The following is a 26,209-nucleotide window of genomic DNA, read 5'->3' on the forward strand; positions in this document are numbered from 1 at the left end:
GGCCGCGGCCCCATGGCGATGGCCGGGATGCCCGCGGAGAAGTCGATGAACTTCGGGCCGTCCGCGCGGCGGCTGATGCGGCGCATGAACCCCGACCGCCCGAAACTCCTCGCCGTCGTCGCCCTCGCCGTGGCCAGCGTGGTGCTGAACGTCATCGGACCGAGGATCCTCGGCCACGCGACGGACATCATCTTCACCGGGGTGATCGGCAAGCAGCTGCCCGCCGGCACGACCCGGGAGCAGGCCATCGCCGCCGCCCGCGCGTCGGGCAACGACAACTTCGCCAACCTGCTCTCGGGACTGGACCTCGTACCGGGCCGGGGCATCGACTTCGGCGCGCTGGGCACGGTCCTGCTGTGGGTCCTGGGGATCTACGTGGCGGCGTCGGCCTTCGCCTGGATCCAGGGTTACGTGCTCAACGACGTGGTGCAGCGCACCGTGTTCCGGCTGCGCGAGGACGTCGAGAACAAGCTGAACCGGCTCCCCCTGCGGTTCTTCGACGGCCAGCCGCGCGGCGAGCTGCTCAGCCGGGTCACCAACGACATCGACAACGTGTCCCAGAGCCTGCAGCAGACGATGAGCCAGCTGCTCACCTCGGCGCTGACCGTGATCGGCGTGCTGGCGATGATGTTCGTCATCTCGCCGCTGCTCGCGCTGATCGCGCTGGTCACCATCCCGCTGTCGATGGTCGTCACCGCGCGGATCGCGAAGCGCTCGCAGAAGCACTTCGTCGCGCAGTGGGCCCACACCGGCACCCTGAACGCCCACATCGAGGAGGCGTTCACCGGTCACGAGCTGGTGAAGGTGTTCGGCCGCCGCCCCGAGGTCGAGGAGGTCTTCAGGCAGCGGAACGAGGAGCTGTTCAAGGCCAGCTTCGGCGCCCAGTTCGTCTCCGGGATCATCATGCCGACGATGATGTTCATCGGGAACCTCAACTACGTCGCCATCGCCGTCGTCGGCGGCCTGCGGGTCGCCACCGGGTCGATGAGCCTGGGCGACGTGCAGGCGTTCATCCAGTACTCGCGGCAGTTCACCCAGCCGCTCACCCAGGTCGCCTCGATGGCCAACCTGCTGCAGTCGGGGGTGGCCTCGGCCGAGCGGGTCTTCGAGCTGCTCGACGCCGAGGAGCAGGCCCCGGACCCCGCAGTCCCGGTGCCTCCCACCGTCAGGCGGGGCCGCGTCGAGTTCGAGCACGTGTCCTTCAGCTACGACCCGGAGCAACCTCTCATCGAGGACCTGTCCCTGGTGGCCGAACCCGGGCACACGGTCGCGATCGTCGGCCCGACCGGCGCGGGCAAGACCACCCTGGTCAACCTGGTGATGCGCTTCTACGAGCTGGACTCGGGACGGATCACCCTCGACGGCGTCGACATCACCGCGATGCGCCGCGACGACCTGCGCTCGCACATCGGCATGGTGCTCCAGGACACCTGGCTGTTCGGCGGCACGATCCGCGAGAACATCGCCTACGGCAACCCCCTGGCCACCGAGGAGCAGATCCAGGCCGCCGCGCGGGCCACGTTCGTCGACCGGTTCGTCCGCACCCTGCCCGACGGCTACGACACCGTGATCGACGAGGAGGGGAGCAACGTCAGCGCCGGGGAGAAGCAGCTGCTCACCATCGCCCGCGCCTTCCTCGCCGACCCGTCCCTGCTCATCCTGGACGAGGCCACCAGCTCGGTCGACACCCGCACCGAGGTCCTGGTGCAGCACGCCATGGCCGCGCTCCGCTCGGACCGCACCAGCTTCGTCATCGCCCACCGCCTGTCCACCATCCGCGACGCCGACCTCATCCTGGTTATGGACGCGGGACGCATCGTCGAGCACGGCACCCACGACGAGCTGCTCACCGCCCGGGGCGCCTACCACCGCCTGTACTCGGCGCAGTTCAGCGGCGCCGTCGTCACGGACGAGGAGGAAGCCACCGCCGCACGCTGAGCACCACCGCGCGGTCCGGGACCGGACCGGTCCCGGGGCCGGACCGCGCGGCCCGGGGCCCTCCGATCCCGAGCCGCGCGGCCGTTCACCCGGTCGGACCCGCCGCCGGTCGGGAGGCCACTCGGGCGGCGGCGGCCCGCCGGGAGCCTGACGCTCCCCTCACCGGAGATCCGTAGCCGCCGCCCCACCGGATTGGCCGGCCCCGGAAAAACATCAACCGCGTCCGGCCCGGCTCGGCCGGTATCACTCCTCCTTGACCTCAACCAAAGGTGAGGTTGCAGGCTGGTCAGGACATCCCACGGAAGAAGGAGATTCGCATGATCCTGGTCACCGGAGCGACCGGCAAGGTCGGCGGGCAGGCCGTCTCCCAGCTCCTCGACGCGGGCGTCGCCGTGCGCGCGCTGGCCCGCGACCCCGCGTCCGCCACCCTCCCGGAGGGCGCCGAGGTCGTACGCGGCGACCTGGCCGACCCCGCCACGCTGGACGACGCCCTGGACGGGGTCGAGTCGGTCTTCCTCGTCTGGCCCACCCTCTCGGCCGACCACGCGGCACCCGCGGCCATCGAGAGAATCGCCAAGCACGCCCGCGGCATCGTCTATCTCTCCGCGCGCGGCGTCCCCGACCCGGCACCGGGCACGCCCGAGGTGGACCCGAACTCGATCCTCGGCTCCCACGCCCTCCTGGAACGGCTGATCGAGCGGTCCGGGCTGGAGTGGACGTTCCTGCGGCCCGGCGGGTTCGCCGCCAACACCCTGATGTGGGCCCCGCAGATCCGCGACACCGGGGCCGTCCGCTGGATCCACGGAGCCGCCTCCAGGGCGCTGATCCACGAGCGGGACATCGCCGCCGCCGGCGTGAGCGTACTCACCGGCACCGGCACCGGCACCGGCCACGTCGGCGCGAAGTACGTGCTGAGCGGCCCCGAACCCCTGACCCAGATCGAGCAGGTGGCCGCCATCGCCCAGGCCGTCGGCCGGCCGATCCACTGGGAGGAGCTCCCGCCCGAGACCGCACTGCGCGAGCTGCTCGACGAGGGCTGGCCACCCGCGGCGGCGGAGGAGATGGTCGGCGCGTACGCGCTGATGGTGACGTACCCCGAGTCGGCCACCTCCACGGTGGAGGACCTCACCGGAAGACCGGCCACCCCGTTCCGCCAGTGGGCGGCCGACCACGCCGACGCCTTCCGCTGACGCGCCCCGGTCCGCCCCGACGCGACCGGCTAGTCGTCCTCGATACCGGGCAACACCGAGAAAGAGACGAGCCGACGGAGAGAACGGCGTGTCCCGCGAATGTCGAGATCGCCGGTGGCGGTGACCTGAAGGCCGGTCTCGTGTGCTCGTACCGCCAGCCTGTAGTCGGACTCGTCCAGCTCGACGCGGAACCTTCTCGCACTTCCGGTGTCGTCGTCGACCCCCTGTATGACCACTTCGCCCTTCCCGAACTTTCGTTCCCGGAAGAGGCGGACCACCAGACCGATGACCGTGACACCCGCCCTCGGCTGTCTCGTCCGCAGGAAATCCGCGGCCTCCCCCAGGATTCTTTGCTGGCCGGGTGTGATTTTCAGGCGTGTGGGCTCGCGGGACCCCGCGGCGAGCGGTGACTGCGAGAAACGAATCTGATAGACGTCGCGATCCGGCCCTCCCAGACAGCTCAATGCCTCCAGTTCGGTGGCATTAGCGGCACCTTGCCCTGTTTTCCCGAAAGACGAAAGCGGCTTGTCCCCGTCACCGACCTCTTTCGCGAGGCGTTGAGCCTTCTGGGCCGCGGCGAGCATCCGGCTCGTCACCCTGCGACCGAACGGCAGGGGACGAACGTCCAGCAACGGCTCTTGACCGGTCGTCGGCGACGGCGCCGTTTCCGTGTAGGCATCTTCCAGCGGAAGGGACAGGGAGAGAACGAAACTTCCCGGTTGCGTGGAGATGCGGGCCTGGGCGGCATAGGATTCCGCCCGTTGCGGACGACGGTGAGGAAGCACCAGAGAATCGGCGTCCAGAGCCGCGGCCGATGCGATCACGTAGTTTCGCAGCGCGGATATGGCGGAATGCGCCACGAGCAGAGGGGCCTCTCCCGCCGGAGCGTCCGGTGTCAGTCGTACGGACACATTGTCCGCGCCACCGAAACTCATGTCCGCGGCCACTTCCTGCGGAAGCCGTCGCTCCACATAGGCCAGCACCCTCAATGCCTCGTCGATGCGACTGGCGTAGTCACGGACTTCCTGGCTGACCGGAAGGACGACCCGCATGTTCGTCTCCGCATCGGAGAAGCGGGATCGCCACAGCGTGGTCCGGCCGTCATCGTCGTCCAGGACCCATCCGGCGCCCCTGAGATAACCGGCGAAAACGGCCAGTGAGGGAACCGCCGTACCGCCCTCCCGGGAAATGTCGTCCGGCCCGCTCACGATGTCCCCCATGCGTCCACGTCCGGTACGGGAGTTGACCTGCGGATCCCGTAGGTTCTCAACATCAGGTGGAGCCCGTGGCGATCCAGCGTGTGGGCGGCCGGAAGGCGTACGACCTGAGTCTTGGCATTGTCGGAGGCCGGCATGCCTTCCAGCGAGACCCACGCCCCACGCCCGACCAGAAGCGTTCCATCCGCGTGCAGGCGCACATTCTCACCGTCCTCCGACACCCCGATGACGGCAAGTATCCGCCGGATCGCATGATCATCTCGCCTCAACACGTCATAGGTCTCGACGTCCAGGTCATAGTTGTATGTTCCGCCGTCCCGGCGAAGGTCGACCGTGGTCTTGACCTGAATGAGAACGGCCGGGTTGTACGTACCGTGTTCGACACCGCGCCGGAAAAGCTGTACATCCGCCTTTTGCAGGTCCAGGGTCGTGGGTCGTCCGTGCAGAAACCCGCAGCCCGCCGCGACCACCTCCAGCCAGGCCTCCCCGAAATCGCCTTGCAGCGTGTTCTGCTCGCGCCCTCGCGGAGAGACCATCTTGCCCCAATCTTTTTGACCGGCCGGGAAGCCTCCTGGGCGAGGGTATAGATGAGCCGCCCGCCATTACCCGTCGATCAATATATTTTTCATAACACCACCGATCTTGACGACACCTCCTGTCCACGCGTTTCTCCCGGCCTGCCAGGAAAGACACCATATCGCCAGGATGGAGAGATTCTTGATACTCAGAGTTACCCGCGCGCCCGAAACACCACCCCGAACCCCTCTCCAACAAAACCCGAATACACAAAAAACTGCTCAAACAATAATATAAGCGTATATTTCGGGCAGCAATTCAACATTCGGACGCCACAAAAGTCGTGTACGAGATCCGCCGAATCCGCTTCTCTCGCGAGCCCTCTTGTCAGGCGCTCCCTGACGGCATAGGTTCACGGTTACTCGCGTCAGGTGCAGCCTGACAACCATCGCTCCGGGAGGGCCACATGCCGGCTCCGTCTCTCGCCGACCAGGCGATCCACTGCTCGTTCTGCGCGAAGGCGGAGACCGAGGTGGAGAAGGTCATCGCCGGTCCCGGCGTCTACATCTGCAACGAGTGCGTGGGACTGTGTCACTCCATACTCGCCAGCGAGGCGTCGAAGCCCCCGACGGCCACCGAGATCCACGGGCCGGACAGCATGACCGACGAGCAGATCCTCGAACTCCTGCCCCGCGTCGCGCTGGTGAGCGGCCAGGTCGAGGCCAACCTGCGGGTGTGGGTCGTCCGCCTGCGCGACCGTGGTGTCACGTGGTCCAGGATCGGCGCGGCCCTGGGGATGACACGACAGTCGGCCTGGGAGAGGTTCTCCGGGGAGGAGTGAGAAGGTTCCCGGAACCTCCCCCGGCGCCGGGTGTCTCCGGTCCCCGGAGACCCGCGCCCTTCCCGCACGCCCCCCTGCCGGGCCGACGGCGGAGGGCGTCCGGCCCGCGGCGGGAGCGGAACGCCACCCGCGGCCCGCGGGTCGTCATGGCGGACCGTGCTCGTCACGACCTCTTCAGGTCGTCCAGGAACGACCTCTTCAGGTCGTCCAGGAGGATTTTCAGGCCGTCCAGGAGGAGGTGAAGCGCTGCCAGGTGAGCTGTTGCTGCTCGGGGGAGGCGTCGGCCTGTTCGGCGCAGTCCAGGCGTAGGTGCCGGTCCCCGAACGGTTCGTCCAGGTAGCCGCAGTGGTGGGGGTTCACGGAGTCCGCGTGGACGTACGGCTGGAAGAAGCGGCAGGTGACGCAGATGCGTTGCGGCGGGATGTCGCCGTTCTGCTGCAACGTACGGATCAGCTTGATCAGCGACCGCAGCATGGCGGTCTGCTCGCCGGAGTCGAGCGTCTCGACGGCGCCGCTCAGGAAGCCGGGCCATTCGCTCGCACGGTCAGCCACCGTCTCGCCGGCCGTGGTGAGGCGCAGGGTCACGGACCGCTTGTTCGCGCCGGGCTCCTTCACCACGAGCCCCTTCTCCACGAGCGTGCCCACCGCGTTGCTCGCGGTCGCGGCCGAGACGCCCAGGCGGGCGGCGAGGCTGCCGAGACTCGTCGGCCGCCCGCGCAGCAGCTCCAGTGCCTGCGCCTGGGTCGGTGTCACGCCCGCCGACCCGGCCCCCTTCCACGCCCTGCTCCGGAGCACCGTACCGATCTTGGAGAGGCCGCTCGTCACGCGCCTCGCGACGGGCTCGCTGATCGCGTCGAAGCCCTCAGTCATATTTCGTACTCCTAACTTTGGCTTGACGTGGCACCGTCCAGCATTGATAGTACTACTAACGGTTGATCGAGCCAAGCGTCTCCGGGCCCGCTACCTGCGCAAACTCTGTTCGTCGTGCGCACGCCGCGGCTGTCTGGCGACCGTCCCCGATCACGACCGTGAGACCTCCGGTCTCGGCCGTCCGGACGTGCGTGCGCGTAGGCAGTGCGCGTTCACGGCACCTCACCCATCTTTCGATGATGATGACAGGAGCACCCTCCGATGTCCCGTGTCAAACTGATCGACGCCCGGAGCGCCACCGGCGAGTCCGAGCCCCTGCTGGACGACATCACCGCGGCGTTCGGCACGACGCCGGCCATGTTCAAGGCCGTCGCCAACTCGCCGGCCGCGCTGAAGATGATGTGGGCCGGCTTCGGGGCTCTGGGCGGCGGGCGCCTGGGCGCACGGCTCGGCGAGCAGATCGCCGTGCTCGTCGCCGACCGCAACAGCTGCGAGTACTGCCTGGCCGCCCACACCGCCCTGGGCCGGAAGGCCGGTGTCTCGTCGGGGGACATGCGCCAGGCCCAGGCCGGTCACTCGCACGACCCGCGCGTCGACGCCGCGCTCGGGTTCGCGGCCAAGCTGGTGGAGAACCGCGCGCAGGTGACGGACTCCGACGTCGAGGCGCTGCGTACGGCCGGTTTCGACGACGAGGAGATCGTGGAGCTGGTGGCGCACGTCGCGCTCAACCTCTTCACCAACTACGTCAACGTCGCCCTGGAGGTCCCTCTCGACTTCCCGAAGGTCGCCCTGAGCAAGGCCGGCTGACCGGGTGCCAGGGGGCGGGCGACTCGCCCGCCCCCTGGCACGTACCGCTTTCCGGAACCGGCACGACGAAGAGGAGAACCGTGTGCGCGCAGTAGTCATCCAGCACGTCCCGTTCGAGGGCCCGGCCCTGATCGCTCCGGCGCTGTCCGCGGCCGGCGCCGAGGTGCGGGTGGTACGCGTCGACCGGCACGAACCCCTGCCGGAGGCGTCGCGACTCGATGTGCTCGTGGTCCTCGGCGGGCCGATGGGCGCCCTCGACGACCGCGACCACCCGCACCTGGCGGGCGAGCGGGAACTCATCGCGCGGTGCGTACGCCGGGGCAGGCCGGTGCTCGGCGTCTGCCTCGGCGCGCAGCTGCTCGCCGCGTCGCTGGGAGCGGAGGTACGGCGCGGCCCGGCGATCGAGGTCGGCACCGGGAGCGTCACGCTCACCCCGGACGGCCTGGCGGACCCGGTCCTCGGACCGTCCGGGCCGGAACCGCCGGTCGTGCACTGGCACCAGGACACCTTCGACCTGCCCGAGGACGGCGTGCTGCTGGCCGGCTCCGATCGGTACGCGCACCAGGCGTTCCGCGTCGGCGCGTCCTACGGCCTGCAGTTCCACGTGGAACTCGACGCCGAAGCGCTCGCCGCCGTCACGCCGCACCTGCCCGCGGGAGCCGTCATGGCCCCCGCCACCGCTCGCGCGGCGTCCGCCGAGGGGGAACGGATACTCGACCGCTGGGCCGAGCACGCACTCGCCGCCGCGGATGACCTGCGATGACCGCCGCACGGGGGCCGGTCATGACAGGTGACCGGCGATGACCGGCGGACGGGTGCCGGTCATGACAGGTGACCGGCGGACGGGTGCCGGGACCCGTCCGGTTGAGGGCCGGTAGCCGCCTCGACCTGCTCTTCCGTCCCGGACACGGCATCATCGCCGCCGAGGCGCATCGCGTGCTCAACGTCGACCGCGCCGACCGGGCCGCCCGGCGCCGAGTTCCCGGCTCACGCCGCCATGTCGAGGACGACCCGGAACCGGGCCTCACCGCTCAGCATGCGTTCGTACGCCTTCGGCGCCTCCGCCAGCGGCATGGTCTCGATCATCGGGCGGATGCCGTGCCGCCCGCTGAAGGCCAGGTTGTCCTCGTTCTCGATCGAGCTGCCGGTGAGACTCCCGCTGATCGAGCGCGTCCCGAAGATGAGGTCGGGGGTGTTGACGGAGATGGGATCCATGGCGGCTCCGACGACCACCAGCCGGCCGCGAGGCGCGAGCCCGGTGACCAGCGGCGTCATCGAGGCGCCGTTGGCGGCCGTCGCGATGATCGCGGCCGCGCCCCCGAGCTCCCGCAGGGCGGCCCCCGGGTCCTGGCGGGAGCTGTCGACGTAGTGGTCCGCTCCCAGCCGCCTCGCCAGCGCCTCCTTGCCCGTTCCCCGGGCGACGGCGGCCACCCGGTAACCGAGCTTGGCGGCGTACTGCAGGCCCAGGTGACCGAGCCCGCCGATCCCCTGGACGGCGACCAGCGATCCCGGGGGGCCGCCCGCCCGCTGCAGCGCCTTGAACATCGTGAGACCGGCGCACAGCAGCGGCGCCGCCTCGACGGGGCCGAGGCCCCCGGGGAGGCGTACGAGCCCGCTGCCCCTGGCGAAGACGACCTCGGCGTAGCCGCCGTCCGCGGTGGTCCCCACCTGGTCCTGGTTCGCGCAGTTGACGAAGTCACCCCTCCGGCAGGGGTCGCACTCGCCGCACTGGCCGCCCAGGAACCCGACGCCCACCCGGTCCCCGGCCTTCCAGCCGGTCACGCCGTCGCCCACCGCGTCGATGACGCCGACGATCTCGTGGCCGGGGACGACGGGCCGCTCCGGGCCGGCCCGGAGCCCCTCGACGGCGAGGACGTCGGTGTGACAGACCCCGCAGCTCTCGACCCGGATCCTGACCTGACCCACGGGTGGCCGCCGGAGCTCGCGGACCACGAGCTCGAACTTCCGCGATCCGGTGACTTCGAAGGCGCGGTAGGTGGACATGGCTCTCTCCAAGGGAATTTCGAGGCCGTGACGGCCCGCGAGACGATCCCGGAGGTGCTCCGGGCTTTTTCAATATGACCGGTCGTCTTAAAAGTGTCAATCACGCCCCCATCAGCTTGACGAGATGCAAGACGACCGGCCATATTGAAAGCCGAGGGGGCGACCATGGCCAGGAAGAGCATGCGCGCGGAGATCGTCGAGGCCGCGCTGGAGCAGTTTCACGTCCGGGGCTACAACGCGGCCGGGGTGAAGGACATCACCGACGCGGCCGGGACCCCGAAGGGGTCCTTCTACAACCACTTCGACAGCAAGGAGGCCCTCGCCGTCGTCGCCCTGGAACGCTACGGCGCGGGGCTCCGCATGGAGGATCTCGCCGACGGCCGGGTCGAGCCCCTGACCCGCCTGCGCGGGCACTTCGAGTTCCTCCGTGACCAGACCGTGCGGCACGGATGCACCCGGGGATGCCTCATCGGCAACTTCGGCGCCGAGATCGCCGACCGCAGCGACGTCATCCGCACGGCCGTACGGCAGAGCTTCCAGCAGTGGGCCGCCCTGATCGCGGCGGCGCTCGCCGAGGCCCGGCAGGCCGGGTCGGTGCGCCCCGATCTCGACCCGGAGGCGACGGCCCGCTTCCTCCTCTCGGCCTGGGAGGGCACCCTCCTCGCGGCCCGCGCCGACCGCTCGGCGAGCGCCTTCGACTCCTTCTTCACCGTCGCGTTCGGCACCCTGCTCGTACGGGACGGCGACCACCCCGGCACATGACGACCCGGCTCGGGCAGACCCCCGGGGTCGTCCGGCCCGGGCGGGTGGGGCAGCATGGAGAGGTGAGCGACGGTACGAGCACGCTGGCGCGACTGCTGGCCGAGGGCGGCGTCCTGGTGCTGAGCGGCGCCGGGATATCGACGGAGTCGGGCATCCCCGACTACCGGGGGCCCGGCGGCACCCTGACCCGGCACACCCCCATGACCTACCAGACGTTCACCGGCGACCCGGTGGCCAGGCGGCGCTACTGGGCCCGCAGCTACATCGGCTGGCGGACGATGAACCGGGCGACGCCGAACGACGGCCACCACGCCGTCGCGTCCCTCCAGCGGCGGGGCCTGGTGTCCGGCATCGTCACGCAGAACGTCGACGGCCTGCACCAGGCGGGCGGCGCCCGCTCCGTCATCGAGCTCCACGGCAACCTGCGGGACGTGGTCTGCCTGGACTGCGGCCACTCCAGCCCCCGCGAGGAGCTGGACCGCCGCCTCACCCGGGCGAACCCGCGCTTCGGCGCCCTGCCCACCGCGATCAACCCGGACGGCGACGTCGAGCTGCCGGACGAGGAGATCGACGCGTTCCAGGTGGTCGAATGCCAGGCGTGCGACGGGGGGATGCTCAAGCCCGACGTCGTCTTCTTCGGGGAGACGGTCCCGGCGGAGCGGGTGCGCGAGTGCTACGCGCTCGTGGAGGGAGCACGCCTGCTCCTGGTTCTCGGGTCGTCACTGACGGTGATGTCGGGCCGCCGGTTCGTGCTGCACGCCGCGAAGCTCGGCATCCCGGTGGCGATCGTCAACCAGGGCCCGACCCGGGGCGACGACTACGCGGAACTGACCGTCGACGCCCCCCTGGGCACGGTCCTCCCGGAACTGGTCCGCCTCATCGACACCATCGACACCATCGACACCGGAGCGGTGCCCACCGGCTCATCTCGCTGATCCGCCGGTACAGGCGTGGCCGCACGCCGTCACGGTGCGCGCCGTCGCCGCCGAGGCGGGCCTCTCGCTCCGCCCGCCACCCGCAGGACAGCCGCGGCGGGCTCCCGGCGCCGTCGCTCGTACTGTTGGAGCACCGTTGGGTGTGGTTGTGCCGGCATGGCCGTCATGGCGATCTTCGTCCAAGAGGCGGGCCCCACGAACGCATCGGCGGTGGTGCTTCTGCACGGCGTGGGCACCAGTGGCTGGATGTGGACCAAGCAGGTCCATGAGCTGGCCACGGACACGCGCGTCCTGGTCCTCGATCTGCCGGGGCACGGGAGGAGCAACACCCACCCGTGGGTCTCGATCGCCGACACCGCCCGGCTGGTGGCCGAGGTGATCGCCTCGCGGGTGCCTGAGGGCAGGGCGCACGTCGTGGGGCTCTCCCTCGGCGGTTACGTCGGCGCGCTCCCTGACCGACATCGCCGCCGCGTTTCCGGCGGGCGAGGCGTGCCTGGCCCCCGGGGTGGGCCACGCGTGGAACGGCGAGAACATGTTCCTACGATCGCTCGAACAGGCCGACCGACCACCGGACCGGGCGGTTGGTGGACTGACCGGCCATGGAGAGCTCCACGGTGACGGTGGTGGGCTCGGTCAGGTGGAGCTCGCTCATCGCCATCGGGAACCTGCCCGAGGTCCAGACACCGCAACTCTTGATGGTGCCCCCGCTCTGGCCGTTCGCCCTGAAGCTGAACCGCAGCCGCGTGGCCAGCTCGCCCGAGCAGAGCTGGTCGAGGGCGACCTTCCCCGCCTTGCCGCCGACCTTGAAGGTGGCCGTGGTGTCCTGCGGCCAGAGGCCGCTTCTCGTTTCGGTGAGCCGCCACTTGCCCATCTTCTCGGGGATGTCTCGCAGTGGTTCGGGCATGACCGGTCGTGCGGGCGGGGTCCACTCGTACACGCCCAGCACCCACGAACCATGCGCACGCGCCTTGGTGACGCACGGACCACCCGGCTCCTCCTGGGTGCAGCCCCGACCGGAGGTCACCGTGTTGAAAGTGGCCGTCACCTCCGTGGCGCCTTCGGGGACATCCAGCGGCTGCAGCCGCAGCTTCCGATCACAGCCCATGAACGAGACCGGTACGCGCAGCCGAGACCCCTTGACCTCGACTCGCGGCGGGCTGTCGTCCGGCCCCGCGCACATGCCGCCGACGTCCAGCGGCTTGCCGGTGTAGGGAACCCTGAGCGTGGCCTTGGCATCGCCCGTCTTCTCGATCACGGTCCTGGCCACGAGCCGGTAGTCCGTGCCGTCCGCCGAGGTGAACCGCTCCGGCAGCACGGGCATGAGCCCGCCCGAGACCGTCGTGGTGGTCTCGGGCTGCGTCGTGGCGGGCAGGAGCGGCACGGCCAGCGCCACCGCCGCCGCCACGACGGCCGCGCCCATCGCACCCATCGCGCCCACCGCGATCCGCCTGCGCCCCCGGGTCCTTCGCACGCGGTCGCGTACCTGCTCGTCGCGCGACGGGTTCGGCGGCGGCAGCAGGTCGGCGTGCTCGCGCAGTACGTCGCGGAGATTCTCTACGGTCACCTCTGCAGCTCCTTAACCACCGACTCGTCGATTCTCAGCTTGGCCAGCGCCTTGGCGGTCTGGCTCTTGACCGTCCCGGGGTTGCAGCCGATGAGCTGGGCCACCTCGGTCACCGGGAGGTCCTCGTAGAACCGCAGCACGATCACCGCGCGCTGCCGGGCGGGCAGACGGCCCACCGCCCGCCAGAGCGCCGCCCGCTCGTCCGCCACCTGGTCGTGCACCGGTTTCTCCGGCAGGCCGTCGCTGGGCAGTTCCCGGCGCCACCGCCTGCGCCACCACGAGGTGTAGGTCGTGATGAGCACGCGCCGCACATACGCCTCCGGCTCGTCGATGCCCGGCCAGGCGAACCACGCCTTCGCCAAAGATTCCTGCAGGAGGTCCTCGGCTGTGGCCCAGTCGTGGGTGAGGAGGTACGCGAAGCGCAGGAGCCGGTCGGACCGCGCCACCACGAAGTCCTGAAATATAGCCCTGTCGGCCACCTAATCGCCTTCCGTTGGTCTGCTGCCGGTACAGACGCATCGGCCACGGCGGCGGGTTGCCCGATGGCGGGGTGCAATCCAGGGAGATTCGATGGCGGGCGGGGAAAAAGGCGTGGGCCGGGCGCGATGACCGGCCTGACGACCGGCATGACGACCGGCAGGACGACGATGGCCGCGGTCGAGCGGTTTCTCGACCCCATCACCGTTGCCACCACCCGCGCCGGTTACGTCGAGACGCTCGCCCACCTGAGCGCCGTGGCCGGCCCGGCCTAACGGTCGCCGCTCATCCGGTCCGGCACGCCCGTTGTGCCGGACACGTCCAGCACGGCCCGTACGACGGCGTCGGTGTCGGCGAGGTCCCCCAGCACCAGCTCGGGACCGGCCTCGCTCAGGACGCCCGCGTCGTTGAAGCCGGTGGCCACCGCGATCACCCGTGCTCCACCCTCGTGACCGGCCCGGACGTCGTTCGGCGTGTCACCGACCAGCACGGTGTTGCGCGCGGTGAAGGATTCCCCGTACTTGCCCGCGGCGCGCTCCTGCGCCAGGGTCACCAGCGCGGCGCGGTCCTCGTGGTCGGTGCCGTACGCGCCCACCTCGAAGTCCACGAAGCCCTCCAGCCCGAACACCGTGAGCTTGCCGATCGAGACCGGCTCGGTGTTGCCGGTGAGCACCGACTGCACCACATCCTGGCGTTCCGCCAGCTCCGCGAGCACCTCGCGCGCCCCCTCCAGGGCCCGGCCGCGCTCCCGCATGACGGCCTCGCGCACGGCGAACGCCTCGGCGAGGGCGACGTAGAAGGAGGCGAGGAGCCGATCCGACACCTCGACGTCGTGCGCCTGGAAGATCTCGGTGACGATCGCCCGCTCGGTCCGCCCGGCCACCTTCACCGGGTGCTCCATCCGCCGGCCGGTGACGGCGTGCAGCGCGTGGTCGTAGGTGTCGGCGGTGACACCGCCGGCGTCGATCAGCGTGTGGTCGATGTCCCACAGTACGAGCGTTCTCGGCAAGCTCACCGCCCGAGCATAACCAGCCCGCGCCACCGGGCTCCGACAGCCCGATCCCCCGCAAGGACCCGGGCCACGACCTCCGGCGAGCGTCAGAGGTCGACGCGGGCGACGAGCGGCAGGTGGTCGCTGCCGGTGGCGGGCAGGGTCCAGGCGGCGAGGGGGATCGCCGCACGGGTCATGACGTGGTCGATCCGGGCGAGCGGGAAGAGCGCCGGCCAGCTGAAACCGAACCTCTCCCCGGCCGAGGCCATCCGGGAGGTGAGCGGGGCCAGGCCGCGATCGTCGAGGGTGCCGTTGAGGTCGCCCAGCAGCACGACCCTGTCCAGCCTCTCCGAGGCGACGGCCGCCCCCAGCTTGACGGCGCTCTCGTCCCTGCGCCCGGACCCGAATCCGTCCGGCAGCCCAAGGCGGAGCGAGGGGAGATGGGCGACGTACACGGCCACGTCCCCCTGCGGCGTCCGCGCGGTGACCCGCAGCCCGCGGTTCCAGTCGGGCCCGACGTCCGCCGGTCTGATGTCCACCGGTCGTGAGTCCGTCAGGGGGTACCTCGACCAGAGGCCGACGGTGCCCGCGACCGCGCGGTGGGGATGGCCGGACGCGAGAACCCTCTCGTAGACGGGCAGGACGCCGGGCGTCAGCTCCTCCAGCGCGATCAGGTCGGCCCCGGCCCGCGCCACGGCCCGCGCGGTCCCCTCGTGGTCGGGGTTCTCCTCGCCGACGTTGTGCTGGAGCACGGTCAAGTCGCCCGCCGCCTCCCGCTCGGCGGGCAGCGACCGCCCGCCGAAGACCGCGACCCAGACCGCCGCGGGCAGCACCAGGGACATCACCGCGAGGGGCGAGCGGCGCAGCAGCGCCGCTCCCAGCAGTACGGGAACGGCCAGGCCGGCCCAGGGCAGGAAGGTCTCCAGCAGGCTGCCGAGGTTGCCCACGGCGTTGGGCACGAGCGAGGGGAACGCCAGCAGCCCCGCCACCAGCACGGCGGCCGACGCGAGAACCCGTCCGCGCCTCCGGGACGCCCCGTCCCGTCCCCACACCCGGGGGCCGGCACGACGGGCGCTTCCCCCCTCGCCACCGGCCTTCCGATCTTCGACGCTCATACGTCCGACCGTACGATCATCACGGCCGCTCGCGGAACGGGGAAGCGAAACGGGGAAGCGAAACGGGAAGCAGGGCGAGGAGGCGAAACGGGGAAGCGAAACGGGGGGCCGTCAGGCCGTCCGCAGGCGATCGGCGAGCCGGTCGAGACCCTGCCTGATCATCTGCCCGTAGCCGTCGTCACCGAGCGCGCCGACGGCGGCCCGCCCGCGTTCGAGGTGGTCACGCGCCCGGTCCAGGTCGCCGAGCCTGCGGTAGGCGTCACCCAGGTTGAGGTGCAGGGAAGGGTAGAAACCGCTCACCGAACCGGCGACGCCCGCCTGCCGAGCCCGCTCGTCGGTGACCAGGTCGGCCGCCTCCAGGGCGCGAAGGTCCCAGAGCAGCTCCTCCTCCACCTCGTCCTGGACGTCGGCCATCCAGTGGGCGAGAGCGCAACGGTGCAGGGGATCACCCGTCACCCCGATCTCCTCCCACACCTCGGAGAACAGCTTCCGAGCGGCCTCCCGCTCACCCCGCCGCCCCAGCTCGACAGCTTCGCCGATCCTGACCATCGTCACGTCGGGCTCGGTCATGCGTTCCCCTCAAAGGTCCTCGGCGAAAGGCCAACGGTGCTCGGCGACTGTAACGGCCGCCACCGACACAACGGCGCCGCTCCCGACCGGCCACTCCGGTGGGACCGATCGGCCCGCGGGTCCCGGAGCGGCTCCGGCGACGAGTGTGTCCACCGGTGGCGGTACCGTCCCACTCGTGACTCAGAACGACACCCCCGAACGTGAGGAACCCCTCCCCGGTGGCCCGCGGGAGGGTTCCTCCCGGGTGATCCTGCGCCCGATCTCCGGCCGCGACCAGGACGAGTTCCTCGAACTGGTCCGTGCCAGCGTCGACCTGCACCACCCGTGGATGCCCCTGCCCGGCACACCGCAGGAGTTCCGGGCCTACCTCGAACGGTTCGAGGACCCGGAGGCCGCCGAGGGCCTGCTGGTCTGTACGCGGGACACCGGCGCCATCGTGGGCAACATCAATATCAACAGCATCATCCGCGGACGTTTCCAATGCGGCTCCCTCGCCTACGCCGCCTTCGCGCCCACCGCCGGCCAGGGCTACATCTCCGAGGGCATCCGCCTGGTGCTGCGCCACGCGTTCGAGGTGTTGCGGCTGCACCGGCTGGAGGCCAACATCCAGCCCGGCAACCACGCCTCCCTCAGGCTCGTCCAGCGGCACGGCTTCCGCAGGGAGGGATACTCGCCGGACCTGCTGTTCATCGACGGCGCCTGGCGCGGCCACGAACGATGGGCCATCACCGCCCCGAGCCAGGGCTCCGGCGACCCGCACCCGACCCTGCCCGCCCGCTGAGACACCCCGCGATCCCCCGCCCCCGGACCCCGGACCACGGACCACGACCTCGCCGTACGGCCCGGTTCCCTCGCGGGGTTCGGCGAACAGCACCCTCACCCGCGGGGTGTCCCGGCCGGGGAAGGGCACGCGCAGCAGGGCGACGCCGGCGAGTCCGGCGGTCGGGTCCGACCACACGGCCTGCCGCGTCCCGGCCGGCTCTCCGGCCCGGCCGGCGGGTCAGGTGAGCCGGGCGACAGGTCGGCGTCGCGCGGCTGGATCGGCCGCTGTCCGCGACCGTGACCGGGCGCGAGTTGCCTTGACGCCGGTGACAAGGTTCTACCGTGGCCGCGACAGGCGGGTGGGAAGGTTGTCGACGCGTGGCGAGGCCACAGAGCCACCACGGAGCCGCCACGGTGCCACCGCAGAGCGGTGGTACCGCCACGGCGCCCGCCCATCCGTCGTATTGGCCGGTCGACCGAAGGAACGACGATGAAGTTCGCAGTCAGCTACAGCACGCCCTACTACGGCGTCGACCCCGACAAGATCGTGGCCTACGCCCAGCACGCCGAGGACTGCGGCTTCGAGGCGCTGTACCTGCCCGAGCACATCGCGCTGTACCCGGGTGCGGCGGTCGGGCGCTTCGAGCTCCCGCCGTCGCTGCCGTACTTCGATCCGCTCGACTGCCTGAGCTTCGTCGCCGCGGCCACGCGACGGATCCTGCTCGGGACGGGCGTGCTGCTGCTGCCGTACCACCATCCGGTGATCCTCGCCAAGCGCCTGGCGACCGTCGACGTGCTGTCCAAGGGGCGGATGCGGCTGCTGACCGTGGGGCTCGGCGCCCTGCCCGGCGAGGCCAGGGCGGTGGGGGTCGACTTCGGCACCCGTGGCCGTCGCGCCGACGAGGCGATCGACGTGATGCGGCTGCTCTGGGCCGGTGGCGAAGACGGTGTCAGCTTCGACGGGGAGTTCTTCGCCTTCGACGGGCTGTGCCAGTTCCCGAAGCCCCACGGGGTCACCCACCTGCCGATCCACGTCGGCGGATCGAGCAGGGCGGCCGCACGCCGCGCCGGGCGACGCGGCGACGGCTACTTCCCCGGTGGCGCGCTCGCCCCGGACGAGCGCGCCCTCCAGATGGACCTCGCCCGGGCCGCCGCCGTCGAGGCCGGCCGCGACCCGGAAACGCTGGAGTACACGCGATCGGGGGCGATCGACATGACCGCCGACGAGGTCGAGGCGTTCGCCGCGCAAGGCGTGACCCGCATCGTCGTGGGTGCCACCGCCACCGAACCGGAACGGCAACGCGAGGAACTGTCCGCGTTCGCCCAGCGGTTCGCCCTCCTCGACACCACCGAGGCGGGGACGCGCGCCTGACGCCTGCCGCACACCGTTCCGCGGGAGTGGCCGCCCCCACGGCAGTCCCCAGCGAAAGATCAGCAGTGCTCGGCGACCGTGATGGCCACCACCGGCACAGAACCGAACGAGGCCGAAGACGTCCGGCCGAAGCCTGGCGATTCACTTACCTCACGGTCGTCACCCCTTACCCTGGAGGTACGCCATCGACAGCCCCTTCGGCGTACGGACGAGAACCGGCGGCCAGGAAGACGATCCGTTCGTTCCCCGCTGAACGGGGTGGCCGGTGGCGAGCGGCCACCCCACCTGCGCACCCCACGACAGGACCGGTTGCGGGACAGCCCTGAGCCGAGGTGGCGGGGCGAAGGATCTGCGGCTCCCTCCCCCTCGTCCTGCGGGGTTCAGCTCAGCCGGGCGTGCGCGTATGCGACCATGGCGTCACGCATGTACGCGGCCAGCCCCTCGGCGATCCGCTCGTAGTTCACCTTGAGCCGCTCGTCGTCGGCCTGCATCCGAGCCAGGTGCGTGTACTCCGCCGTGGTCGGCGTCCAGAACCGGGTCATGTGCCGGTAGTGGGCGTCGAGCTCGGCGAGGACCGCGGGGTCGTCGGCCGGTGTGCCGGCGGCCATGTGCTCGGCCATCCGGATCATTCCCGCCGTCGCCTCCCGCCCCAGGCGGTCGAGCTCCCGGGGAGTCGCGGTGTCCAGGAGCTCCTGCTGCCCGGCCCGCTCCCAGTGCCCCGGCCACCGTTCACGGGCCTCCTCCGCGTATCTCACCCCGTCGAATCCCTCGAACAGGTTCTCCGGTCTGCTGATTCTGGACATGCCGTCCTTCCCTTCGCCCTCCTGGAGTTCGGTGATGGTACGAGCCACCATGCGGGCCACCGCGTCCAGCCGGTCGCGCTCACCCAGCAGCCGCCGGTGGTGCTCGCGCAACGCCTCCACCGGGTCGGTGTGCCGGTCGACGATCTCCCTGATCTCGGCGAGACCGAGATCGAGCTCCCGCAGCACCAGGATCTGCTGCAGGCGCAGCAGCTGTTCCTCCTCGTAGTGGCGGTAGCCGTTCCCCCCGACCCGGGCGGGTGCCAGCAACCCGATCTCGTCGTAGTGACGCAGGGTCCTCGACGTCACCCCGGACATCCGCGCCACCTGTGCGATCGACCACGCCATGGCCCGCCCACCTGTTTTCTCACATCACCGAGCCGGTTCCTCCGGCCCGTACACGACGCTAGATGTTGACGCGGCGGCAGAGTCAAGCCGAGCACGTACGCGCCCCGGGAGAGGGACCGCACGCTTTTCGGCTCCGTCTCTCTTCTGGAGCGACATTTTGAGGCGACGGAGCATTGGGCCAGGTCATCTCGATAGAAACCCCGCCGTCAAGCCGACAAGGGGCGAAAACGCGGAGACTGATTTCCTCTATCGCTTTACAGACCGTTGCGGAACGGTCACTCTTGCCTGCAGACAGCGTGAGCGAGCCGACACAGAGAGTGTCCTGACCGATGAATGCGGGCGAAGGACGCGACAAAAGATGAACGCGCGCCACGGTTCTCCCCGCCGGGCCACGGCTCCCCCGCCGGAAGGGGTGCCGCCAGGACGGCGGCTCGCAAAGCACTCGTGACGACGGCAACCGTCTGGCCGCGTCCCAGCGAGAGGCCGCCAAGCAGACCGCCTTCGCCCTGCAGACCAGGGCTCCGCCCGAGAGCCTCATCCACCGGGTCGACGCCGGTGGCGCCGACGTTCCCGGCCGCCTCGCCGGCCTCATCGCCGACGAGGCGGCCGGGAAGCGGCCGCCCGCCGAGAACCCGGACGCCCTGGCCGCCGAGGGCGACAGCTCCGCGCGGCTGGGCGGGCAGCTGGCCCTGGTCGCCGTCCTCGTCACCGGGGCCGCCGTCGTCGTCGCCTCCCTCCGTTTCCCCGGCCGCCACGCCTCGTCCCGGAGCGACACCGTCGAGCTGATGCCGCAACCCGGGATCGCCCCGGCCGACCAGTGGCGCGTATCGACGCTGCTGCTCACCTTGTGGGCCGCCGGAATCGTGTTCCCCCTCGTCCAACTCGCCCTCGGCGCGGAGGAACAGCGCTCACAGGGCACGTCGGCCCGCCTGGCGGTCCAGCTGACGAGCGACATAGCGATCAGCATCACCCGATCGAGCTTCCAGACGCAGACGCGGATGACGGCGAAGGAACTCGGGCTGTACGCGACCGGCAGGGACATCGGCACCGTCTACGACCTCGACACCACGAGCAGGCAGGCCGCCACCGAACGGGCCGTGGCCCGCGCGGAGGAGAAGGTGGCCCTGCGCGGCGAGGAGGTGGCCGTCGAGATGGGACGCGCCCCCCGGCGCGAAGACGGCCTCCCACCCCGTGTGGTCACCGCCCTCCTCTCCCAGGAGAAGGACTGGAAGGCACTCGGGAAACGGCAGAACGACGAGACGGATCGCTCCGAGTCCTTCGGCGAGCTGTCGAACCTCGCCGTGGTGCTGATCGGTGTCATCGTCGGCCTTGAGGGCACCGCGGAATGGGCGGCCCAGCGACGTACACAGACCCCAGACCGGTAACACCCTCAACGGACGTGGCCGGCAGGCCGCCGGGCCTACACGGGAATCGCGTCGTCGACGGGCGTGGTCGCCTGACCGTTCGCGGCGTGCCGCGTACGGACGATTCCCCAGCAGATGAGCGCGGCGGCCACGACCGTGAGCGTGAGAGCCGCGACCGTGACCGCTTCCCCGAACTGCGCGGCCTGCCGCGCGGTCCAGCCCGACGTGGCGATGTCGCCGGTGAACAGGGCCGCGAGGATGGTGCCGGTGGCGGCGATGCCGACGCCGGAGGTGACCTCGGTGGCGGTGTCGACGATCGCCGTGCCGATCGTGGTCCGGTTCTCCGGCAGGCCGCGCAGGACGTTGACGCCGGAGACGACGCCTACCACGCGCATCCCGGCGGCCACGAGCACGAGGGCGATCGCGACCTCCACGTAGCCGAGACGGCCCAGCAGTCCATAGACGGCGAGCCCGGCCACGACGGCCACGGCACTGAGCCACGCGGCCCGGTCGAGACCGGCCCACCGGACGAACGGGCCGACAAAAGCACCGCCCGCGACGAGGACGACGACCTGCGGCAACATCCCGAGGGCGGATTGCGCGGGCGTCCATCCCCAGTCGAGCTGCAGCTGCAGCGTCACCAGGTAACCGAGGCCGACGGTCGCCAGCCCGGCCGCGGCCTTGAACGCCAGGCCGCTGGAGACCAGGGGGTGAGCGAGGAGTCTCAGGTCGAGGAGCGGGTGGCGCGCCGAACGCTCGCGCAGGACGAACGCGACCGCCGCCACGACGGCCGCCGCCGTGGCCGCCCACCCGACCCACGATCCGGCGCCCTCCTCCACGAACAGCGTCGGCGTGACGAGCGCGAGCACGATCGTCACCGTGCCCAGCACCGCGCCCGCGACGTCCACCGGATCGCGGTGCAGGTCGGCCGCGACGTCCGCGGCGACGCCGAACCGCACACCGACGATCGCGAGGACGGCGATCGGCACGTTCACCAGCAGCAGGACCTGCCACGGCGCGATCGCGAGGACCAGGCCGCCCGTCGTCGGGCCGATCGCGAGCCCGACCAGGCCCACGGTCGAGATGAGGGTCATCGCGCGGACGCGCAGGCCGTCGTCGGCGAACAGCCGGAAGGCGAGCGCCATCGATCCGGGCGTGGTCATCGCGGCGGCGACCCCCATCGCCATCCGGACGGCGATCAGCTGCTCCCCGGTGGAGACGAACGCGGTGGCCAGGCTCGCGACGCCGAGCAGCACCAGGCCGACGAGCATGATCCGTCTCCGGCCGAACCGGTCGGCGATCGCGCCGAAGAACAGCATCAGCCCGCCGAAGACGACGGCGTAGGAGCTCGTCACCCACTGCAGCCCGATCGTCGAGACGTGCAGTTCGCGGCCGATCGAGGGCAATGCGACGTTCAGGATCGAGTTGTCCAGCATCTCGAACAGGAACACCGCCGACAGCCCGGCCAGGGCCATCCAGGCCTCACCCAGCGACCGGGGTACGCGTGGTTCGGTGGGGTGTCGGATGCTCATGGCGTACTCCTCGCCGTAGGGATCGGTGGTGCCATGCGTGGCGACGAAGCCGGTGCGTGCCGGTCATCGAGCAGGCGGAACGGCCGGAGCCCGCGCGGGTCCAGTCCCGTGGGAGTGCCCAGGAACGGGCACATAAGATAGAGACGTCTACCTTCTGGCCGCCAGCATAGGGCGCCAAAATAAGATAGGCAAATCTATCTAATGGAGGACATGGATGGCCGAGCGGCGCCGCGGAGCGGCACTGGAGAAGGCGCTCCTGGACGCGGCCTGGGCGGAACTCGCCGACAACGGCTACGCCAGGTTCACCATGGACGCCGTCGTCCAGCGCGCCGGCACCAGCCCTCCCGTGCTCTACCGCCGCTGGTCAGACCGCGACGAACTCGTCCGGGCGGCCATCTCCCACGCCCTGGAGCACTCCCGGGTCGACGTCCCCGACACCGGGAGCCTGCGCGAGGACGTCCTCACCCTCATGCGGACGATCAACACCACCCGCGCCCAGTTCATCAGCGCCATGAGCGTGCACCTGGCCGCCTACTACCAGGCCACGGGCACCGGCCCCGGTGACCTCCTCGCCACGGGACACGAGAAAACCGGCGACGTCATCTTCGACCGCGCCATCGACCGCGGCGAGATCAACCCCGAACGCCTCACCGAACGCATCAAGACCCTCCCCTTCGACCTGCTACGCCTCGCGATCCTCACGACCTTCGCCCCGGCCCCCGACCACGTCCTTGAGGAGATCGTCGACACGATCTTCCTCCCCCTCGTACGCTGACCGCGACCTCCCGCGTTGGCCCCTTCCCGGAACCGCTCGAAACCCTCACCAACGGCTGAGTACTCACGCCGTAAGGGCCGCAGCCCGGCGGATGTTTCCGGTCACAGCACGGGTGATCGGTAGCGGCATCTGGATTGACCGAAACGTGGGGGTACACCCCCGGCATGCTCTTGCAGCTGTCCGTAACCGTGACTGGCTGGCTGGCGGGATCGATCGAGATCAGGTGTTCGAGAAGACTTGGTCTCGTTCCACTCGACCGGCACCGCGTCAGAGCCCGTAAGGCGCTTCGCGGATGCCGTCATGCAAGGATTTCGTGATCATGCAAATTTCGTCCTGGCCTCGCCGGGCCACTGTCGCCCTTGTCCTGCCCGCTGTCATGGTGGGGGCACTGGCCGCGTGCGGTGACTCCGCGACGCCTGCCCCGGCGGCGGCTTCCGGCCCGGCGTCCCCTACCGGTCCGATCGCCTCAAACAGCACACAGGGACCAAAGCCGTCGTCGAAGGCGTCGCAATTGCGGGTGATCTCCAACAACGGGCACCGGCTGGCTTTTCACGTGACGCCCGGACACCTTCCCGCCATCGTCCTGGACTCCGGCGGCGGCGAGGACTCCTCCTACTGGAATGACCTGGTCCCACAGCTGTCAAAGGCCACCGGGTCGAAAATCATCACCTACGATCGAGCCGGCCTCGGTGACAGCGACGCGGTGAAAGGCCCCTGGAACGTCCATGGCGCGGTCTCCGACCTGCGGGCCGGTCTGCGTCGGCTCGGCGTCACCCGTGACGTGATCCTCGTGTCGCACTCGCAGGCTGGTGAGGTCGCGACCTATTTCGTCCGCGAACATCCTCGCTGGGTCTCGGGCGCGGTGCTTGTCGACGCGAACCTGCCTCCGTTCTATACCGATGCGCAGATCGCCCGTATCGTGGCCGTCTACACGCCACAGATCAAAGAGCTCAAAAAACAGCCGTCGACCAGGCGCAACCGCCAGCTCATCGCGACGGCGACGAACTTCGGCCCCGTACACCACGCGTACCACCAGGTTTCCTGGCCGAAGAGCGTTCCCGCCATCGTCATCGTGTCAGGGAAGACACCCTTCGAGGACTCGCCACAAGACGCTCAGCACTGGCGTGACGCGGCGGCCGCGTTCACGAAAGCAGGACCGGAGCGTACCCTCATCACCGCCGAGGGCACCTCGCACGACATCGCCAAGGACGAGCCCGAACTGGTCCTCGACCAGATCGAGCAGATGGTCTCCACACGCCGCTGAGCCCAACGACACCGACACTTACCTGGTTTTCAACGCAAAACCGTGGAACCGTGAGAGCGATCCGGAAACCCGGTTCACCAGGCCTTCTCTTCCGGACAACTCCCATGGGCGTACGACGCCCGAGCCCGGTCACCGCGAGCAGCAATCCGGTGAACCTTCCCGGCCACCGCGCCGGCAACCGAAACCCGGCGCTTCGCGTACCTGGCGGATGTCACTCGACACGCTTCACGAACTCCTCGCGGGACACCGCAGGCTCCAAGCTCGACATCCGTGAGGGCATGTTCCGACGGTAGGAACTCGCTCACAGCGGGTCAACAGGATTGCTCCAGATTGCTCGAAAACCAGCCAGAGGTCAGTGACCGTCAGCCGCGTGGCTCGACTTCGGCGTGCAGATCACCGAGCACCCGAGTGATGACCTCGCGAGCCTCGCGGCCGTAGCGGGCGATGTCCGCCAGGGAGTCGAAGATCTTCGCGTAGATCTCGATCTCGCTGGGCTGGGTGAGAGTGAGCTCCGCGGCGAAGGTCTCGACGAGCACGGTGTGAGCTTCCAGGATGTGGAATCCGTGCAGGGGCGTGGCCGCGTACGACTCCCGGAGCGGGATGACTCCGAGTCGCAGCCTGGGCAGTGATGTCGCGACGGACAGGCGATCCAGCTGCTCCACCAGGATCTCGCGAGGCGCCGTCCCGTACCGCAGCGCCGCCTCGGTCATCACGATGTGAACGTCCGCTTCGTACAGGACGTCCTGGCGCTTGATCCGCGCCTTGATCCCCTCTTCGATGTCGTCGCGCGCCCCCCAGATGTCCACCGATCGTCTGAAGCGCTCTCTCATGTACGGGGGAATCTGGAGCAGACCGGGGATGACGGAACACTGGAACGACCGGATCCGCCCGGCCCCGGATTCGAGCCGGCCGATCTCCTGCTGACGCGCCTTCACCCCGTCACGGATCCGGCGGCGCCATTCCACGTACTTCGACTCCAGGGAGCGAAGCTCCGCGACGAGGTCGGGCTCCCTCTCCCTGGCGTCCGCGATCTCCAGCCAGACCCGGATGTCGTGATCGGTGGGAGTCTGCCTGCCCAGCTCGATCTTGCTGACCTTGGACGCCTGCCACTTGGCCTGACCTGCGAGCCCCCTGCCGCTCAGCCCGGCGTCCAGCCGGACCTCCCGCAGCTTGAAACCCAGTGCTTCGCGTGCCTGGCGGATGTCACTCGACACGCTTCACGAATTCCTCACGCGACACCGACAGCTTCCGGGCGAGATCGAACCATCCGCGGTGCTCGGCCACGACGCCGGGATCGTCGATCAGCTCGGCACCCAACATTGATCCGTCCTCGTCATCGAAGTGAAGGATGGCCGACAGGGAACGGTCGAAGCACCACACGTCGAGCTGAGGGACACCTGCCCCGAGCGCGGTGTCGCGGTCCAGGTATCGGATGTCCTCCCCCGCCGCGTTGTTGGCCTTGGCCCCGTGCAATCCGAAGCGGGCATAGTCCGACAGCGGGAGGGAGACCACTCGGACCCGCTGGAAGTAGCGTCCTTCCGCCGCCGCCTGGCGGACCGAGTGGAGCCACGGCCTGTTGGCCCACTCCGGATCGGGATTCCCCTCCAGGAACCGGCGCAGCGGTTCCCGTTCGACCGGCGAGTTGTAGCGGTCGCGCGTCTCCAGACGCTGGGCGGTGGAGCGGAACGAGGCGAACAGCTCCTGGAAGCGGTCACCTCTGACGAGTTCCGTCACCCTTGCTACTCCTTCGGGATGAACGTGAGCATCTCGCGTGGGATCTCGTCGATAGCCTCTCCCAGCCCGAGGTTGACGGCGTCACCGAGCGCCTGGGGGTCGAGGATGAGCTTGCCCTGGATGGCCACCGTGCCACTGGAGGTCTCGTAGGCAGCGGGACAGTCACCGTTCTCGGAGGACGTGCCAAGGAACCGCAGACGCATGTGCATGATCCTTCCCGGAGATTGCTAGAGATAGCTAGCAACGTTGACTTTGAGGTGCGTGGTGGACGGCGTCAAGGCTCCTTGCGGGTAAGGCCTCTGTATGTACTCGTCCGGAAGGTACCCAAGTCGCACCAACGCCCCTCAAAGGGACGCTTGACCGCGTGGGTCACGTCCAGCGAAGTGGTGTATGAGTTGACCTTCGCGTGATCCTGTTTCTGCAGGTTAAGCGGTAAGTGTCTGCGGGATGGGATTGTGCTG

29 protein-coding genes are annotated in these 26,209 nt (G+C 69.8%); 14 read left to right on the top strand and 15 right to left on the bottom strand.

From position 1 onward, the window contains the following. Positions 1-12 precede the first annotated feature (12 nt). Together ACFYWM_RS38540 and ACFYWM_RS38545 are read left to right on the top strand one after the other, a co-directional pair. The gene (locus tag ACFYWM_RS38540; RefSeq protein WP_389924793.1) at positions 13-1,938 is read left to right on the top strand and encodes an ABC transporter ATP-binding protein; all 1,926 of its coding nucleotides are present in this window, start codon (positions 13-15) and stop codon (positions 1,936-1,938) included. 317 nt (positions 1,939-2,255) lie between these two features. Continuing rightward, positions 2,256-3,128, top strand: coding sequence for an NAD(P)H-binding protein (locus ACFYWM_RS38545; protein WP_389924796.1), 873 nt, complete (start codon positions 2,256-2,258; stop codon positions 3,126-3,128). A 29-nt stretch (positions 3,129-3,157) separates the two neighbouring features. Here ACFYWM_RS38545 and ACFYWM_RS38550 read toward each other — a convergent pair whose 3' ends face one another. Further along, positions 3,158-4,348, bottom strand: coding sequence for a hypothetical protein (locus ACFYWM_RS38550; RefSeq protein ID WP_389924798.1), 1,191 nt, complete (start codon positions 4,346-4,348; stop codon positions 3,158-3,160). Continuing rightward, the gene (locus ACFYWM_RS38555; protein WP_389924801.1) at positions 4,333-4,881 is read right to left on the bottom strand and encodes a DUF4365 domain-containing protein; all 549 of its coding nucleotides are present in this window, start codon (positions 4,879-4,881) and stop codon (positions 4,333-4,335) included. The genes ACFYWM_RS38550 and ACFYWM_RS38555 overlap by 16 nt, the downstream gene beginning before the upstream one ends. Before the next feature lie 446 nt (positions 4,882-5,327). Here ACFYWM_RS38555 and ACFYWM_RS38560 point away from each other — a divergent pair, with 446 nt between their 5' ends. Further along, a complete protein-coding gene (locus tag ACFYWM_RS38560; RefSeq protein WP_389924804.1) occupies positions 5,328-5,702 on the top strand; it encodes a ClpX C4-type zinc finger protein in 375 nt (124 codons plus the stop codon). Between the two features lie 219 nt (positions 5,703-5,921). On the opposite strand, the gene ACFYWM_RS38565 is transcribed toward ACFYWM_RS38560, so the two are convergent. After that, a complete protein-coding gene (locus ACFYWM_RS38565; RefSeq protein WP_389924806.1) occupies positions 5,922-6,572 on the bottom strand; it encodes a MarR family winged helix-turn-helix transcriptional regulator in 651 nt (216 codons plus the stop codon). A gap of 261 nt (positions 6,573-6,833) precedes the next feature. On the opposite strand from ACFYWM_RS38565, the gene ACFYWM_RS38570 reads away from it, so the two are divergent. Beyond that, positions 6,834-7,379, top strand: coding sequence for a carboxymuconolactone decarboxylase family protein (locus ACFYWM_RS38570; RefSeq protein ID WP_389924809.1), 546 nt, complete (start codon positions 6,834-6,836; stop codon positions 7,377-7,379). Positions 7,380-7,461: 82 nt separating this feature from the next. After that, positions 7,462-8,142 (top strand): type 1 glutamine amidotransferase, encoded by a 681-nt coding sequence (locus tag ACFYWM_RS38575; RefSeq protein WP_389924812.1) that lies wholly within the window; start codon positions 7,462-7,464, stop codon positions 8,140-8,142. Between the two features lie 224 nt (positions 8,143-8,366). Here the strand turns inward: ACFYWM_RS38575 and ACFYWM_RS38580 are convergent, their stop codons facing one another. Further along, a complete protein-coding gene (locus tag ACFYWM_RS38580) occupies positions 8,367-9,383 on the bottom strand; it encodes an alcohol dehydrogenase catalytic domain-containing protein (protein ID WP_389924815.1) in 1,017 nt (338 codons plus the stop codon). A gap of 165 nt (positions 9,384-9,548) precedes the next feature. On the opposite strand from ACFYWM_RS38580, the gene ACFYWM_RS38585 reads away from it, so the two are divergent. From ACFYWM_RS38585 to ACFYWM_RS38595, 3 genes are all read left to right on the top strand, one after another. Continuing rightward, positions 9,549-10,145: a TetR/AcrR family transcriptional regulator gene (locus ACFYWM_RS38585; RefSeq protein ID WP_389924818.1), complete on the top strand. Its 597-nt coding sequence runs from the start codon at positions 9,549-9,551 to the stop codon at positions 10,143-10,145. Between the two features lie 62 nt (positions 10,146-10,207). Next, positions 10,208-11,080, top strand: a complete 873-nt coding sequence (locus ACFYWM_RS38590; protein ID WP_389924821.1) for an NAD-dependent protein deacetylase — start codon at positions 10,208-10,210, stop codon at positions 11,078-11,080. Positions 11,081-11,245: 165 nt separating this feature from the next. Beyond that, positions 11,246-11,698, top strand: coding sequence for an alpha/beta fold hydrolase (locus tag ACFYWM_RS38595; protein WP_389924823.1), 453 nt, complete (start codon positions 11,246-11,248; stop codon positions 11,696-11,698). Here ACFYWM_RS38595 and ACFYWM_RS38600 read toward each other — a convergent pair. Further along, positions 11,619-12,644, bottom strand: a complete 1,026-nt coding sequence (locus tag ACFYWM_RS38600) for a hypothetical protein (protein ID WP_389924826.1) — start codon at positions 12,642-12,644, stop codon at positions 11,619-11,621. The genes ACFYWM_RS38595 and ACFYWM_RS38600 overlap by 80 nt on opposite strands. Continuing rightward, positions 12,641-13,123, bottom strand: a complete 483-nt coding sequence (locus ACFYWM_RS38605; RefSeq protein ID WP_389924829.1) for a SigE family RNA polymerase sigma factor — start codon at positions 13,121-13,123, stop codon at positions 12,641-12,643. The genes ACFYWM_RS38600 and ACFYWM_RS38605 overlap by 4 nt, the downstream gene beginning before the upstream one ends. 126 nt (positions 13,124-13,249) lie before the next feature. Between ACFYWM_RS38605 and ACFYWM_RS38610 the strand changes: the two genes are divergently transcribed. Next, complete coding sequence (locus ACFYWM_RS38610; RefSeq protein ID WP_389924832.1) at positions 13,250-13,396, top strand: hypothetical protein; 147 nt, start codon at positions 13,250-13,252, stop codon at positions 13,394-13,396. Here ACFYWM_RS38610 and ACFYWM_RS38615 read toward each other — a convergent pair. From ACFYWM_RS38615 to ACFYWM_RS38625, 3 genes are all read right to left on the bottom strand, one after another. After that, positions 13,393-14,136: an HAD family hydrolase gene (locus ACFYWM_RS38615; protein ID WP_389924835.1), complete on the bottom strand. Its 744-nt coding sequence runs from the start codon at positions 14,134-14,136 to the stop codon at positions 13,393-13,395. The genes ACFYWM_RS38610 and ACFYWM_RS38615 overlap by 4 nt on opposite strands. Positions 14,137-14,219: 83 nt before the next feature. Continuing rightward, complete coding sequence (locus ACFYWM_RS38620) at positions 14,220-15,227, bottom strand: endonuclease/exonuclease/phosphatase family protein (RefSeq protein ID WP_389924838.1); 1,008 nt, start codon at positions 15,225-15,227, stop codon at positions 14,220-14,222. A 111-nt stretch (positions 15,228-15,338) separates the two neighbouring features. Continuing rightward, positions 15,339-15,797, bottom strand: a complete 459-nt coding sequence (locus ACFYWM_RS38625; protein WP_389924841.1) for a hypothetical protein — start codon at positions 15,795-15,797, stop codon at positions 15,339-15,341. A 175-nt stretch (positions 15,798-15,972) separates the two neighbouring features. Between ACFYWM_RS38625 and ACFYWM_RS38630 the strand changes: the two genes are divergently transcribed. Together ACFYWM_RS38630 and ACFYWM_RS38635 are read left to right on the top strand one after the other, a co-directional pair. Continuing rightward, entirely contained in the window at positions 15,973-16,578 is a 606-nt protein-coding gene (locus tag ACFYWM_RS38630) for a GNAT family N-acetyltransferase (RefSeq protein ID WP_389924844.1), read from the top strand. Between the two features lie 471 nt (positions 16,579-17,049). Continuing rightward, on the top strand, positions 17,050-17,931 hold the full coding sequence (locus tag ACFYWM_RS38635; protein ID WP_389924846.1) for a TIGR03619 family F420-dependent LLM class oxidoreductase: 882 nt from the start codon (positions 17,050-17,052) through the stop codon (positions 17,929-17,931). Between the two features lie 380 nt (positions 17,932-18,311). On the opposite strand, the gene ACFYWM_RS38640 is transcribed toward ACFYWM_RS38635, so the two are convergent. Continuing rightward, positions 18,312-19,079, bottom strand: a complete 768-nt coding sequence (locus tag ACFYWM_RS38640; protein WP_389924849.1) for a MerR family transcriptional regulator — start codon at positions 19,077-19,079, stop codon at positions 18,312-18,314. A gap of 785 nt (positions 19,080-19,864) precedes the next feature. Here ACFYWM_RS38640 and ACFYWM_RS38645 point away from each other — a divergent pair. Continuing rightward, positions 19,865-20,464: a hypothetical protein gene (locus ACFYWM_RS38645; protein WP_389924852.1), complete on the top strand. Its 600-nt coding sequence runs from the start codon at positions 19,865-19,867 to the stop codon at positions 20,462-20,464. Between the two features lie 35 nt (positions 20,465-20,499). Here ACFYWM_RS38645 and ACFYWM_RS38650 read toward each other — a convergent pair whose 3' ends face one another. Next, a complete protein-coding gene (locus ACFYWM_RS38650; protein WP_389924855.1) occupies positions 20,500-21,975 on the bottom strand; it encodes an MFS transporter in 1,476 nt (491 codons plus the stop codon). A 214-nt stretch (positions 21,976-22,189) separates the two neighbouring features. Between ACFYWM_RS38650 and ACFYWM_RS38655 the strand changes: the two genes are divergently transcribed. Further along, positions 22,190-22,750, top strand: coding sequence for a TetR/AcrR family transcriptional regulator (locus ACFYWM_RS38655; RefSeq protein WP_389924858.1), 561 nt, complete (start codon positions 22,190-22,192; stop codon positions 22,748-22,750). Positions 22,751-23,017: 267 nt separating this feature from the next. Here the strand turns inward: ACFYWM_RS38655 and ACFYWM_RS38660 are convergent, their stop codons facing one another. Continuing rightward, a complete protein-coding gene (locus ACFYWM_RS38660) occupies positions 23,018-23,278 on the bottom strand; it encodes a hypothetical protein (protein WP_389924861.1) in 261 nt (86 codons plus the stop codon). Between ACFYWM_RS38660 and ACFYWM_RS38665 the strand changes: the two genes are divergently transcribed. Continuing rightward, a complete protein-coding gene (locus ACFYWM_RS38665) occupies positions 23,268-24,014 on the top strand; it encodes an alpha/beta fold hydrolase (protein WP_389924864.1) in 747 nt (248 codons plus the stop codon). The two genes, ACFYWM_RS38660 and ACFYWM_RS38665, sit on opposite strands and share 11 nt — an antisense overlap. Before the next feature lie 362 nt (positions 24,015-24,376). Here ACFYWM_RS38665 and ACFYWM_RS38670 read toward each other — a convergent pair whose 3' ends face one another. The 3 genes from ACFYWM_RS38670 to ACFYWM_RS38680 are packed head-to-tail and all read right to left on the bottom strand — an operon-like array spanning position 24,377 to position 25,951. Further along, positions 24,377-25,228 (bottom strand): helix-turn-helix domain-containing protein, encoded by an 852-nt coding sequence (locus ACFYWM_RS38670; RefSeq protein ID WP_389924867.1) that lies wholly within the window; start codon positions 25,226-25,228, stop codon positions 24,377-24,379. Beyond that, positions 25,218-25,748 (bottom strand): DUF6879 family protein, encoded by a 531-nt coding sequence (locus ACFYWM_RS38675; RefSeq protein WP_389924870.1) that lies wholly within the window; start codon positions 25,746-25,748, stop codon positions 25,218-25,220. The genes ACFYWM_RS38670 and ACFYWM_RS38675 overlap by 11 nt, the downstream gene beginning before the upstream one ends. Before the next feature lie 5 nt (positions 25,749-25,753). Next, entirely contained in the window at positions 25,754-25,951 is a 198-nt protein-coding gene (locus tag ACFYWM_RS38680) for a hypothetical protein (protein WP_389924873.1), read from the bottom strand. Positions 25,952-26,209 lie beyond the last annotated feature (258 nt).

It is taken from the genome of Streptosporangium sp. NPDC002721, assembly GCF_042888905.1.
Classification (GTDB): domain Bacteria; phylum Actinomycetota; class Actinomycetes; order Streptosporangiales; family Streptosporangiaceae; genus Streptosporangium.

Excerpts from the sequence above, each read along its gene's own strand:
- ACFYWM_RS38540 (WP_389924793.1), top strand. The coding sequence starts at position 13 with ATGGCGATGGCCGGGATGCCCGCGGAGAAGTCGATGAACTTCGGGCCG.
- ACFYWM_RS38545 (WP_389924796.1), top strand. The coding sequence starts at position 2,256 with ATGATCCTGGTCACCGGAGCGACCGGCAAGGTCGGCGGGCAGGCCGTC.
- ACFYWM_RS38550 (WP_389924798.1), bottom strand. The coding sequence starts at position 4,348 with ATGGGGGACATCGTGAGCGGGCCGGACGACATTTCCCGGGAGGGCGGT.
- ACFYWM_RS38555 (WP_389924801.1), bottom strand. The coding sequence starts at position 4,881 with ATGGTCTCTCCGCGAGGGCGCGAGCAGAACACGCTGCAAGGCGATTTC.
- ACFYWM_RS38560 (WP_389924804.1), top strand. The coding sequence starts at position 5,328 with ATGCCGGCTCCGTCTCTCGCCGACCAGGCGATCCACTGCTCGTTCTGC.
- ACFYWM_RS38565 (WP_389924806.1), bottom strand. The coding sequence starts at position 6,572 with ATGACTGAGGGCTTCGACGCGATCAGCGAGCCCGTCGCGAGGCGCGTG.
- ACFYWM_RS38570 (WP_389924809.1), top strand. The coding sequence starts at position 6,834 with ATGTCCCGTGTCAAACTGATCGACGCCCGGAGCGCCACCGGCGAGTCC.
- ACFYWM_RS38580 (WP_389924815.1), bottom strand. The coding sequence starts at position 9,383 with ATGTCCACCTACCGCGCCTTCGAAGTCACCGGATCGCGGAAGTTCGAG.
- ACFYWM_RS38585 (WP_389924818.1), top strand. The coding sequence starts at position 9,549 with ATGGCCAGGAAGAGCATGCGCGCGGAGATCGTCGAGGCCGCGCTGGAG.
- ACFYWM_RS38595 (WP_389924823.1), top strand. The coding sequence starts at position 11,246 with ATGGCGATCTTCGTCCAAGAGGCGGGCCCCACGAACGCATCGGCGGTG.
- ACFYWM_RS38610 (WP_389924832.1), top strand. The coding sequence starts at position 13,250 with ATGACCGGCCTGACGACCGGCATGACGACCGGCAGGACGACGATGGCC.
- ACFYWM_RS38620 (WP_389924838.1), bottom strand. The coding sequence starts at position 15,227 with ATGAGCGTCGAAGATCGGAAGGCCGGTGGCGAGGGGGGAAGCGCCCGT.
- ACFYWM_RS38625 (WP_389924841.1), bottom strand. The coding sequence starts at position 15,797 with ATGACCGAGCCCGACGTGACGATGGTCAGGATCGGCGAAGCTGTCGAG.
- ACFYWM_RS38635 (WP_389924846.1), top strand. The coding sequence starts at position 17,050 with ATGAAGTTCGCAGTCAGCTACAGCACGCCCTACTACGGCGTCGACCCC.
- ACFYWM_RS38640 (WP_389924849.1), bottom strand. The coding sequence starts at position 19,079 with ATGGCGTGGTCGATCGCACAGGTGGCGCGGATGTCCGGGGTGACGTCG.
- ACFYWM_RS38645 (WP_389924852.1), top strand. The coding sequence starts at position 19,865 with ATGCCGCAACCCGGGATCGCCCCGGCCGACCAGTGGCGCGTATCGACG.
- ACFYWM_RS38650 (WP_389924855.1), bottom strand. The coding sequence starts at position 21,975 with ATGAGCATCCGACACCCCACCGAACCACGCGTACCCCGGTCGCTGGGT.
- ACFYWM_RS38655 (WP_389924858.1), top strand. The coding sequence starts at position 22,190 with ATGGCCGAGCGGCGCCGCGGAGCGGCACTGGAGAAGGCGCTCCTGGAC.
- ACFYWM_RS38680 (WP_389924873.1), bottom strand. The coding sequence starts at position 25,951 with ATGCGTCTGCGGTTCCTTGGCACGTCCTCCGAGAACGGTGACTGTCCC.